The sequence below is a fragment of the Nocardiopsis listeri genome, from assembly GCF_020741345.1.
Lineage (GTDB): Bacteria > Actinomycetota > Actinomycetes > Streptosporangiales > Streptosporangiaceae > Nocardiopsis > Nocardiopsis listeri_A.
In genome coordinates this window covers 1-12,423 of record NZ_DYZD01000202.1, presented here as the reverse complement: position 1 = coordinate 12,423, position 12,423 = coordinate 1, and the positions used below count along the sequence as shown (strand labels likewise).

At 70.6% G+C, this 12,423-nt stretch carries 4 protein-coding genes; all 4 read right to left on the bottom strand.

Annotated elements, in window-relative coordinates:
* Positions 1–140: 140 nt before the first annotated feature.
* The gene (gene hrpA, locus K8V84_RS11040; RefSeq protein ID WP_304073875.1) at positions 141–4,124 is read right to left on the bottom strand and encodes an ATP-dependent RNA helicase HrpA; all 3,984 of its coding nucleotides are present in this window, start codon (positions 4,122–4,124) and stop codon (positions 141–143) included.
* 130 nt (positions 4,125–4,254) lie between these two features.
* On the bottom strand, positions 4,255–4,773 hold the full coding sequence (locus tag K8V84_RS11035; RefSeq protein WP_304073874.1) for a type II toxin-antitoxin system mRNA interferase toxin, RelE/StbE family: 519 nt from the start codon (positions 4,771–4,773) through the stop codon (positions 4,255–4,257).
* Positions 4,773–4,976 carry a prevent-host-death family protein gene (locus tag K8V84_RS11030; RefSeq protein ID WP_304073872.1) on the bottom strand — a complete coding sequence of 68 codons (204 nt, stop codon included), beginning with the start codon at positions 4,974–4,976 and terminating at the stop codon, positions 4,773–4,775. Before K8V84_RS11030 ends, K8V84_RS11035 begins: the two co-directional genes overlap by 1 nt.
* 201 nt (positions 4,977–5,177) lie before the next feature.
* On the bottom strand, positions 5,178–12,230 hold the full coding sequence (locus K8V84_RS11025) for a type I polyketide synthase (RefSeq protein WP_304073870.1): 7,053 nt from the start codon (positions 12,228–12,230) through the stop codon (positions 5,178–5,180).
* Between the last annotated feature and the right edge of the window lie 193 nt (positions 12,231–12,423).

Genomic DNA, 12,423 nt, shown 5'->3' with positions numbered 1-12,423 from the left:
AGCCAAAAACTCCAGGCGCCCCACCGGAGGATCCCCGACCCAAGGCGCACCACCGACCACCACCACACCCACCCCCTGGAATCACTCATCTAGGCGGTAGGTGTCGCACGCCCCAACTGTGGGCGGGGCGTGCGACGCGGCTATCTCTGTTTGTCGGCGGCCTTGACCGCCTCGATCGCCTTCATGATGCGTTTGTCCGAGACGGGATAGGCGGTCCGCAGTTCCTGGGCGAACAGGCTGACCCGGTACTCCTCCAGCATCCAGCGCAGTTCGACCACGTCCGGGTCGTCGACGCGGCCGGCCTTGAGCACGCCGCGGATCCGACGCACGGCCTGGCGCATCTGTTCGACCTTGGACATGTTGACCTGGTCGCGGCGCGGGTTCTCGGGCAGTTTGTTCAGCCGGTACTCGATGCCGCGCAGGTACCGGTGCACGTCGTCCAGCCGGGGCAGGCCCGCGTTGGTGAGGAAGCCATCGCCCACCAGGTCGCCGAGCTGTCCCTGGACGTCGTTGAGCGAGGGCAGCACCGCCAGGGACGTGGTGCCCTTGACCTTCTTGGACACCTTGCGCCACAGCACGAGGACACGGGCGGCCTTGTCCAGGACCTCGGCCAGAGTGTCGCCCAGGTCGGCCCGAACACGATCGCGCAGCTTCGCGAAGTCGTCGCCGTTCCACACCGGGCCGCCCTCGCGGGCCAGCAGGTGGTCGACGGCGGCGGACTCGGCGTCGGCGAGGATCTTCTTGATCGAACCGTGCGGGTTGTCGGCCAGGGCGAGCTTGTCCGGGTTGTTCAGGCCCTTGCTCACCGCCGTCGCCGGGGACGGGATCGTGAGCAGCAGGAGCCGGCGAACGCCCGCGCGCATGGCGGAACGCTGTTCGGCGTCGGTGTCGAAGATGCGGATGGCGACACTGTCGCCCTCGTCCACCAGGGCCGGGTAGCCCTTCACCTTCGGGCCCAGCGCCTTGCGCTCCAGGGTCTGCTCCAGCGGACCGAAGTCCCAGGAGGTGATGCCCTTCTTCTCCACGCCCTTGGCCTCGGTGGCGATGGCCTCGCGCAGTCGTGGCTTGAGCTTGGCGCGCAGCTGTTCGAGGTCCTTGGACTCGGCCAGGGTGCGCCCCCGGTCGTCCACCGCACGGAAGGTGATGCGCAGGTGGTCGGGGACCCTGTCGAGTTGGAAGTCCTCGGGCCGGACGCGTTCGCCGTAGGCCATGACGGTGAGCTCGGCGGCCAGGGCCTCGGTGAGCGAACCCTCGTAGGGGTTCAGGGCGCCTCGGGCCCGGGCCGCGTTGTCGGGCACCGGCACGAAGTGGCGACGCAGCGGCTTGGGCAGCGAACGGATCAGCGCGGTGACGAGTTCGTCGCGCTGCCCGGGGATCTGCCAGTCGAACCCGGTGTTCTCCACCTGGTTGAGGAACTTGACGGGGATGTGCGCGGTGACGCCGTCGGAGTCGCTGCCCGGCTCGAACTGGTAGGTGAGCGGGAAGACGAAGGGTCCCTGACGCCAGACGTCGGGGTAGTCGTCCTCGCTGACCACGTCCACGCCGTCGTTGATGAGCTCATCGCGGGTGAAGTCGAGCAGCGTGGGGTCGGTGCGGCGCGCCTTCTTCCACCAGGAGTCGAAGTGGGCGGCCGACACGGCGGACTCGTCCACGCGACGGTCGTAGAAGTCGAACAGGGTGTTGTCGTCCACGACGATGTCGCGACGGCGGGCACGGTGTTCGAGGTCCTCGACCTCGTCCAGGAGTTTGCGGTTGTCGTGGAAGAACTGGTGACGGGTCTCCCAGTCGCCCTCGACCAGGGCGCGGCGGATGAACAGCTCCCGGGACGTCTGCGGGTCGATCCGGCCGTAGGACACCTTGCGCTGCACGACGATGGGCACCCCGTACAGGGTGACCCGCTCATAGGCCATGACGGCGCCGCGCTTGCGCTCCCAGTGCGGTTCGCTGTAGCTGCGCTTGACGATGTCGCCGGCCAGTTCCTCGGCCCACTCCGGTTCGATCCTGGCGACCATGCGACCCCACAGTTTGGAGGTCTCGACCAGTTCGGCGGCCATGACGAAGCGCGGTTGCTTCTTGAACAGGGCCGATCCGGGGAAGATCGCGAAGCGCGCCCCGCGACCGCCCAGGTACTCGTGTTTGTCCGGGTCCTTGAGGCCCACGTGGGAGAGCAGCCCGGACAGCAGCGACATGTGCACGGCGCGGGTGTCGGCGGTCTCCTCGCGCAGCGGTGGCACCTCGATGTCCATCTGCCGCAGGACCTGCTTGAGCTGGCCGTGGATGTCCTGCCACTCGCGTACCCGCAGGTAGTTGAGGAACTCCTCGCGGCACATCCTGCGGAACCGGTTGCCGGACAGTTCCCTCTGCTGCTCGCGCAGGTGGTTCCACAGGTTGAGGAAGGCCAGGAAGTCCGATTCCTTGTCGGCGAACCGGGCGTGCGCCTGCTGGGCCTGTTGCTGCTTGTCCGTGGGGCGCTCGCGCGGGTCCTGGATGGACAGCGCGGAGGTGATCACCATGACCTCGGGCAGGCAGTCGCGTTCCTGGGCCTCCAGGACCATACGACCCAGGCGGGGGTCGATGGGCAACTGGGCCAGGCGGCGGCCGGTCGGGGTCAGGCGACGCCGGCTCTCCTTGGTGCCCTTGGGTTCGGGGTGCAGGGCGCCCAGCTCGGTGAGGAGGTTGACGCCGTCCTTGATCTGGCGGTGGTCGGGGCCGTCCACGAACGGGAACGCGGCGACGTCGCCCAGCCCCAGTGCGGCCATCTGCAGGATGACCGAGGCCAGGTTGGTGCGCAGGATCTCGGGGTCGGTGTATTCGGGGCGGGACAGGAAGTCCTCTTCGGAGTACAGCCGGATACAGATGCCCTCGGAGACTCGGCCGCAGCGACCCTTGCGCTGGTTGGCGGAGGCCTGGGAGACCGCCTCGATGGGTAGGCGCTGCACCTTGGTGCGGTGCGAGTAGCGGGAGATGCGGGCGGTGCCGGGGTCGATGACGTACTTGATGCCGGGAACCGTCAGGGAGGTCTCGGCGACGTTGGTGGCGAGAACGATGCGGCGGCCGCTGTGCCGGGACCACACGCGTTTTTGTTCGGCCACCGACAGGCGGGCGTAGAGCGGGAGGATCTCGGTGCCGCGGAGTTTCTTCTTCTCCAGGGCCTCCGCGGTGTCGCGGATCTCGCGTTCTCCGCTGAGGAAGACGAGGACGTCGCCGGGGTCCTCCCGGGCGAGCTCGTCGACGGCCTCCAGGATGGCCTGGGTCTGGTCCTTGTCGGTGCCGCCCGACGGATTCTTCTCCTCGGGGTCGAGGATCTCGTCGGTGATGGGCCGGTAGCGGACCTCCACCGGATAGGTGCGCCCGGACACCTCGATGATGGGGGCGTCGTCGAAGTGGCGGGAGAAGCGCTCGGGGTCGATGGTGGCCGAGGTGATGATGATCTTCAGATCGGGCCGTTTGGGCAGCAGCTGCTTGAGGTACCCGAGCAGGAAGTCGACGTTGAGGCTGCGCTCGTGCGCCTCGTCGATGATGAGCGTGTCGTACCGACGCAGCATCCGGTCGTGCTGGATCTCGGCCAGCAGGATGCCGTCGGTCATCAGCTTGACCAGGGTGTTGTCACCGGAGGAGTCGGTGAAGCGGACCTTGTAGCCGACCGTTTCCCCCAGCGGGGTGCCGATCTCGTCGGCGACGCGCTCGGCGACCGTGCGGGCGGCGAGCCGGCGCGGCTGGGTGTGGCCGATGGTCCCCATGACGCCGCGCCCCAGCTCCATGCAGATCTTGGGCAGCTGGGTGGTCTTGCCCGAGCCCGTCTCACCGGCGACGATGACGACCTGGTTGTCGCGGATGGCCGCGGAGATGTCGTCGCGCTTGGCGCTGACCGGGAGTTCTTCGGGGTAGGAGAGCTCGGGGACGGCCTCACGGCGCAGTTCCACGCGCATCTCGGCACGTTCGACGTCCTTGACGACCTGGTCGCGCACCGAGGCGCGGCGACGCTCGTCACCGATCTTGGCGAGGCCGTCGATACGGCGGCGGAGCCGGTGGCGGTCGGCGGGCATGAGGCCGCGCAACCGGGCGCGGAGCGGATCCGTGTCGGAGGAGGGTTTGCGCGCGTGCGCGGGCGTGGTGGTGCTCATCAGTACTCAAGGTTAGGAGGGCCCGCAACCGGTTTTACCGGGCGTGGCCCGAGGCGCGGGCGGCTGCCGGGTCGGGGTCCCGGGCGCACCACACAAGCCAACGCCCCGACGAGACGGATTGTTCCGCCGCTCAGCGCGGTCGCGACCGGTGATCGGCCCGCAGGTCGACGGCCTTCTCCAGGTCGAGAGCGGCGACCTCCTCGCGGGACATTCCCACGATGTGGACCAGTCGGTCCGCGAGCCAGCCCGGTACCGGTTCCCGGGGTTCTTCGACCGCCGATTGTCGGGTACCCGACAGCTTTCCAAGGCGTTCGAGCACGGCGCCCAGTCGCAACATCACGGAAGTCTGTTCTGAAGCCTCATACAGGCGTTGAGCCGTCTCCGCGTACACCTGAGCATCGGCTCTTCTCCCCACAGCCCAGACTTCGCAGACCTCGATCTGCTTGACATCGGTGACGCGGTAGACGATCCGCCAAGTGTTACGCCCGACCACGAGTTTGCGGAAACCCGTGAAGTCACCTCCCAACGGATGGCCGGCCTCAGGGTTCTCCTCCAGCAGGAGGAGTTTCTTGAGGACCTTGGGCACCGCATCCGGACCGAGACGCCGCAGGTCGTCGATGGCGACATCGGTGAAGAGGATCTCGACCATCAGTCCTCGGGCGATTCTTCGAGTGTGGCCCGGCTGTGCCCGAAGGCCGCCAGCACGTCGTCCAGGGAAGTGCGTCGCCCACCGTCGGTCGCGGCGCGGGTGAGGACCAATGCCAGATCCTTGAGATCGGCCTCGGCCTGTTCGAGCTCGGTCAACCGCTCGTAGGCGACCACAGCGGCGACGGGTTCTCGACGCCTGGTCACGATGAGCTCCCTACCTTGCTCCGCGTCATGGACGATTCCGGCGACTCCTCTTCTCGTCGCATCGGTGACACTGATCTCATGCCCACGCTGAAGAATGACCATGAGTCAACTATGCAGAAACCTGTACAGAAAATTCGAGCGACCGAGAACCGAGTGCGGCGTGGTCGCGGTGGATCCACCGCGACCACGCCGACGGGAGGGTCACCCGGAGATGCTCCGGTCCACCGCCTCGGCGGTCCGGGGCGCGTGTTCCTCCATCATGGTGAAGTGGTCCCCCGGCACCTCGAACCGGTCGTGCTCGGTCGGCCAACTCCAGTCCAGACCGAGCTTGGTCCCGGCCGCGGTGACCACCGCCTCGATCGGCCGCACCTGCACCGTCGGGCCCCGCCACGGCGACGGCCGCCACGAGGCGAACAGGTCGAGATAGGCGCCCATCGCGGTCAGTCGGGCGGTGTCCATCAGCTCGAACTCGTTGGCGCGCTCGGTGACGAACTCCGTGACCATGGGCAGGAGTTCGTCGTCGCCGGGCACGACCGTGTCGAGCAGGACGGCCTTCGCGGGCGGGGTCCCCCTGGCGGCGAGTTCCTCGGCGACGGCGTGTGCCGTCCAACCACCCGAGGAACGACCGACCAGGACGAACGGACGGCCGGCGGCCATGGCGAGCGCCTGGTCGGCCTGGGAGCGCACGAAGGTGTCCAGGTCCGCGGGCAGTTCCTCGCCCTCCAGGTATCCCGGAGCGGAGAGCACGTGGACTCCACGGCGTCCCTGCCACCGGCCGGCGAACCGGGCGAACTCGTGCGGACCGGAGGTCATGACCAGGGACGGGTGGCAGATCAGGACGGGTTCCTCGGGTCCCGTGGCCAGGGTGGTGGCGGCCGAGGGCGAGGCCCCGGTGAAGACCGCGCGCGTGCGCGACGCGGCCAGGGCCAGGTCGACGGCCTCCTTGGGGCGGTTCGCGACGCAGGCGTCCAGGAAGAGGTCGACCAGACTGTCGGAGGTCCCTCCCGTCGTGGCCGTTCCCGGGGTGGGCCCGCCCATCTCCCGGTCGAGGTGCTCCGCCAGGGCCACCGGGGTGGGGTGCTGGAACACCAGGGTGGCGGGCAGACGCAGATCGGTGAGCGTCTGGAGGTGGTTGCGCAGTTCCACGGCGGTCAGCGAGTCGAACCCGGACTCGGGGAACTCCTGGTGGGCTCCGTACTCCGCGTAGCCCAGGATCTCCGCCGCCCGTTCACGGACCAGCCGGGTGATCAGCTCCCTGCGCTCGGCTCCCGGTGGTACGGAGATCACCTGGTCGGTGTCACCGGCCGCGCGTTCGGGAGCGCGCACCAGTCCGCGCATCAGCGCCGGCACGGATCCCTGGGTGACAGCCCGGGTGCGCAGTCCCACCAGGTCGATCGGCGAGGGCACGAGCTCGGCGTGGCCGGCGGCCATGGACGCGTCCAGGAGCGCGCAGCCCTCGCTGTCGCCGATCCCCTGGACACCCCAGGTTCGGGCCATCCTGTTCGCGGACACGTCGTCCATCTCGGCGAAGTCGCGGGTCTCCACCAGCCAGCGGCCCCAGGCCAGCGACTGGGCCGGCAGCCCCTGCTCCCGGCGGTGCCGGGCGAGTGCGTCCAGGTAGGCGTTGGCGGCCGAGTAGGCGGCCTGGCCGGCGCTACCGAAGACCCCCGCCGCCGAGGAGAACAGGACGAACGCGTCCAGGTCGAGGTGGGCGGTGAGGCGGTGCAGGTTCCACGCGCCGACGGCCTTGGGAGCCATCACCCTGTCGATGGTCTCGGTGGTCAGGCCGGTGAAGGTGGAGTCGTCGATCAGTCCGGCCGAGTGCACGACCGCCGAGACCGGGATCTCGGCGAGGAGTTCCCGTAGACGGTCGGCGTCGGTGACGTCGCACGCCTCGATCCGGACGCGAGCGCCGAGCTCGGTGAGTTCGGTGACGAGTTCGGCCGCGCCGGGGGCACGGGCCCCCTGGCGACCGATGAGGAGGAGGTCCTCCACACCGTGCCGGACGACCAGGTGGCGGGCGACCAGGCTGCCCAGACGACCGGTGGCCCCGGTGATCAGGACCGTTCCGCCGGGGCGGAAGCGGGTGGACAGCTCCAGCACGGCCTTGCCCACGTTGTGGCCGCGCTGCATGATCTGGAACGCCTCGGGCGCCTTCTCGATCGGGTACCGGCTGAGGGGACCACGGGACAGGGTGCCGTCCGCGAGGAGTGGCAGGAGCGCGGCGAAGGCGCGCTGGATGGGCTCCGGGCCCGACTCCAGGACGTTGAAGGCCCGGTAGGTGACGTCTTCGGGGACCTCGCCCGACCCGAGCAGTTCGTTGCGGCCCAGTTCCACGAACCGGCCGCCCGCACCGAGCAGCCGCAGCGAGGCGGTGATGGCGTCCCCGGTGAGGGAGTTGAGCACCACGTCCACGGTGCCGGCGGTCGCGCGGAAGCGCTCCTCGAACCCGAGCTCGCGCGAGTGCGCGAGCTCGTCCTCGCCCAACCCGGACTCTCGGAGCAGGTCCCATTTCTCGGGACCGGCCGTGGCGAGCACCCGGGCGCCGAGGTGACGGGCCAGGCCGAGTGCCGCCTGACCCACCCCGCCCGCGGCGGAGTGGATGAGCACGGTCTCTCCGGCACGCAGGCCGGCCTCCTCCACCAGGGCGAGGTAGGCGGTCAGGTACACGGCGGGGACGGCGGCCGCCTCCGCGTGGTCCCAACCCTCGGGGACCTCGACCAGGTACCGGTGGTCGGCCACCGCGACCGGGCCGAAGGCGCCGGGGAAGAGCCCCATCACCCGGTCGCCCGGCTTCAGGTCTTCGACGGCCTCGCCCACCTCCAACACCACACCGGAGCCCTCGTTGCCGATGTCGCCCGGTTCGGGGTACATGCCCACGGTCATCAGGACGTCGCGGAAGTTCAGCCCCGCGGCACGGACGGCGACGCGCACCTCCTCGGGTGCGAGCGGGCGTTCGGGCACGGGAAGGTAGGTGAGTCCGTCGAGGATGCCGTGACCGTCGGTGTCCAGACGCCAGCCCAGGTCACGGGCGGGCGGAACGGCACCGTCGTCGGCCTCGGAGCGGGTTCGGGCCAGACGCGGGGCGTGCAGCCGCCCGCCCCTGGCGGCCACCCGCGGTTCCTCCGTGCGCAACGCCGCGGCGATCAGTTCGATGTCGGCACGGTCGGCGTCCAGCAGCAGGAAACGGCCGGGGTTCTCGGTCTCGGCGGAGGCGATGAGCCCCCACAGTGACGCGGCGGACGGGTCCACGGGCAGGTCCCTGTCCCCCGGCAGGCTCACGGCTCCCCGGGTGAGCACCACGAAACGGGTGGCGGCGTAACGGTCGGCGTCCACCCGGTCCCGGATCGGGCCCAGCACGGCGGACAACCGTTCGAGGGCCTGTTCGGGGTCGGCTCCCCCGGGGCCTTCGGGCGCGAGCACGATCACGGCGGGCGCTTCGTCGCCCTCCTGCGGACGACGATCGATCCCGGGCACGGTGCCCACCGCGGCCCAGGTCCGCGGGTCGGGCACGGCGCCCCCACCCGGTTCGATGAGCTCCTCCCACTCCTGGTGGAAGAGCGCGTCCTGGTCCGCTCCTGTCATCGGTGCGGCCTCCCTGACGGAGAGGGAGGCCACGCTCAGGACCGGCACACCCTCGGGGTCGGTCACCAGAACCTCGTAGGTGTCGTCCCCGGTCCGGGTGAGCTGCACCCGGACCCGTTCCGGGGTGTCGGACCGGTGGAGTCGTACCCCGCTCCAGCCGAAGGGCATCAGCAGACGGGGCTCCTCGTCGGCGTCCGTCTCGCGCAGGAGCAGGGACTGGAGTCCGGCGTCGAGCAGGACCGGGTGCGGGCCGGTCATCGCCTCGGCGTCGGCGGGCAGGACGTCCGGGCCGGCCTCCGCCCATGTGCGGGTTCCGTCGGCACGGACCGCGCGCAGGCCCTGGAAGGCGGGACCGTACTCGATGCCCCGGGCCTCGAAGAGCGCGTAGGTGTCGGCCATCGTGAGTTCGGTGGCGTCCGTGCCGAACGGCACGGGGGTCGGCGCGGGTGTCCGGTCGGCCGGGAGCAGTCGCCCCTCGGCGTGCTCGGTCCAGTGCTCTCCGTCAAGGGAGGACGAGAGCAGACGGAAGTCGCGCGCCCCCCGCAGGTCGGGGGCGGCCACGATGATCTGGAAGGGCGTCCCCGGACCGTCGGGGTCGATCTCCAGGGGTGCGCTCAGGGTCAGCTCGGCGATCTCGGGACGGTCGCAGACCCGCCCGACGTTCAAGAGCAGCTCCAACGTGGCGGTTCCGGGCAGGATCACCCGACCGGCCACCGCGTGTTCGGTCAGCCAGGGGGCTCGCGCGGTGTCGAGTCGGCCGGTGAAGAGGGTCTGGCCGGTCGCGCCGATCGGTGTCCAGGCACCGAGCAACGGATGGTCGGTGGGGGTGAGGCCGACCGATGAGGGGTCACCGGCGAGCTCGGGCTCCTCCATCCAGTACCGGCGTCGTTGGAAGGGATAGGTCGGCAGTTCGACGTCGTTCGCGCCGGCGCCCAGGACCCGTTCCCAGTGGACACCGATGCCTTGGCAGTGCGCCTCGGCCAGCGCCGTGAGGAAGCGGTCGCCGGTGTCCTCGTCCCGGCGCAGGGTGTGCACCACGGGGCGGTCGGCGACGCCGGCGGACTCCAGGGTCTGCCGCAACGGCATCGACAACACCGGATGTGCTCCGACCTCGACGAACGCGTGGCCGGCGGCGGCCAGGCGACGGGTCACCGGTTCGAGGAGCACTCCGTGGCGTAGGTTCCGATACCAATAATCGGCGCCGAGCGTGATCCCGTCCACGGGCTCCGTCGGCGGTTCGTCCCCCGGTCGCCAGGTGGGCGAGGGGGACACGGTGGAATGGAACGGTACGGTGCCCGGCCCGGGGCGCAGGTCGGCCAGGCCGGCCCGCAGTTCCGCCTCGACCCGGTCCATGAGGAAGCAGTGCGAGGTGTAGTCGACCGGGATCCTCCGCACGAAGGTCCCGTCCCTCTCCCGGGCCGCCACGAACGCGTCGACGGCCTCGGCGGTGCCGGCGACCGTGCTGGTCTCCGGTCCGTTGGCACCCGCGAGGACGATCCGGTCCTCCCGGCCTTCGATCAGACCGGCGACCTCGGTCGCGCCGAGCCCGACCACGGCGATACCGCCCTCCCCCGCGACCCTGCCCAGCGCACGGCTTCGGGTGACCACCACTCGCGCCCCGTCCTCCAGGGAGAGGATCCCGGCCACACAGGCGGCCGCCACCTCTCCTTGTGAGTGACCGACCACCGCGGAGGGTTCGACCCCCGCGGCGCGCCACATCCGGGCCAGGGACACCAGGACCGACCACAGGGCCGGTTGCAGGACGTCGGCGGGCGCGTCCTCCCCCATGAAGGGCGGGGCCTGGGGTTCCTGTCGCAGAACCGCCGACAGCGACCAGTCCACGAAGGGGGCCAGGGCCCGTTCGCACTCGGCCACGGACTCGGCGAAGACCGGGGAGTCCTCCATGAGGCCCTTGGCCATGCCCGCCCACTGACCGCCTTGGCCGGGAAAGACGAAGACCGGCTTCTCGGAGCGTCCGGACCGGTGGACCTCACCGGTGACCAGACCTTCGGCGTCCTCGCCACGCGCCAGGGCCCGCAACCGGTCGGTGAGGACCTCGGTGCCGGCACCGACGACGGCCGCGCGCCGGGTGAAACGACCGCGGGTGGTGGCCAGGGAGCGGGCGACGTCACCGTCGGACGGGGTACCGCCCGGGTGGTCGGTCAGCCGGTCGGCGAGACGGTCGGCCTGGGCCGTGAGCGCGGCCCGGTCTCGGGCGGACAGCAGCCAGGCGGTGCGCCCCTCGACCAGCGGCCCGGCGTCCTCCGGGGCCTGCGAGGTCTCGGAGGCGGGTTCGGGGGCCTCCTCCAGCACCAGGTGGACGTTGGTCCCGCTGATACCGAAGGCGGACACACCCGCACGGCGCGGTCGTTCGCCGCGTGGCCAGTCCCGCGCCCGGGACAACGGCCGCACACCGCCCGATTCCCAGTCGATCAGGGTCGAGGGGCGGTCGGCGTGCAGGGTCCTCGGAAGCCGTTCGTGTCCCAGGGCCAGCACCATCTTGATGATCCCGACGGCTCCGGCGGCCGCCTGGGTGTGGCCCAGGTTCGACTTGACCGAGCCCAGCCAGAGGGGGTCCCCGCCCGACCTGCCTCCGAACACGTCCAGGAGGGCGTCGGCCTCGATCGGGTCACCGAGTTCGGTACCGGTCCCGTGCGCCTCCACGGCGTCGATGTCGTCGGGGGTCAACCCGGCGTCGGCCAGCGCCGCCCGGACCACCCGGGTCTGCGCGGGACCGCTGGGGGCGGTCAGTCCGCTGGAGGCACCGTCCTGGTTGACCGCACCGCCCCGAACGACCGCCAGGACGCGGTGACCATTGCGTTCGGCGTCGGAGAGCCGCTCCAGGACGAGGGCCGCGGCGCCCTCACCGAACCCGGTGCCGTCCGCCCCGGCGCCGAAGGCCTTGCAACGACCGTCCTCGGAGAGCACCCCCTGTTTGGCGGACTCCACGAAGAGCGAGGGCCCCGACATCACGGTGGCGCCGCCCGCCACCGCCAAGGAGCACTCACCCTGGCGCAGGGACCGCACGGCGAGTTGGACGGCCGTCAGGGAGGAGGAGCACGCGGTGTCGACGGTCAGCGCGGGGCCCCGCAACCCCAGGGTGTAGGCGATCCTTCCCGAGGCCACGCTGGCGGCGATGCCGGTCATCAGGTAGCCCTCGGCCCCTTCGGGCATGGGTACCCTGCCCGAGGTGGTGGTCCGGGCGTAGTCGGTCGTGCTGATCCCGGTGAAGACCCCGGTGGGCGTCTCGGCCAGGGTGGCGGGGTCGATCCCGGCGCGTTCGAGGGACTCCCAGGTGACCTCCAGCATGAGCCGTTGTTGGGGGTCCATCGCCTCGGCCTCGCGAGGGGAGATCCCGAAGAACCCGGCGTCGAACCCGGTCACGTCGTCGAGGAACCCTCCTCCCGCGGACATGCCCGGGCGGCCTCGCATGTCCTCGACGTCCCACCCCCGGTCCTCGGGCAGGTCACCGATGGCGTCGGCCCCCTGTTCCAGCAGGTCCCAGAGTTCCTCCGGACCGTTCACCCCTCCGGGCAGGCGGCATCCCATGCCCACGATCGCGATGGGCTCGCTGTCGCGTTCACGCAGCCGTGTGAGTTCGGCGCGGGTGCGTCGCAGGTCGGTGGTGACCCGTTTGAGGTAGTCGAGAACCTGTGCGTCGTCGGTCATGGGCGTGCCTCACCGCTTCACTTCGCGGCACCGCGGTGCCGGGGTCTTGGCTGTGGTCGTTCGGTTCTTACCGTCGGCGTCGGCCGGGCTCAGTCGCCCAGGGTCTCGTCGATGAGCGCGAAGAGTTCTTCCTTGGATGCCGTGTCCAGGTCGGAGTCCTCGGGCCTGGACCCCGGTCCGTCCGGCGCCCCCG

Bases quoted from the DNA above. Each gene is read 5' to 3' on its own strand.
- hrpA (WP_304073875.1), bottom strand. From the start codon at position 4,124: ATGAGCACCACCACGCCCGCGCACGCGCGCAAACCCTCCTCCGACACG.
- K8V84_RS11035 (WP_304073874.1), bottom strand. From the start codon at position 4,773: ATGGTCGAGATCCTCTTCACCGATGTCGCCATCGACGACCTGCGGCGT.
- K8V84_RS11025 (WP_304073870.1), bottom strand. From the start codon at position 12,230: ATGACCGACGACGCACAGGTTCTCGACTACCTCAAACGGGTCACCACC.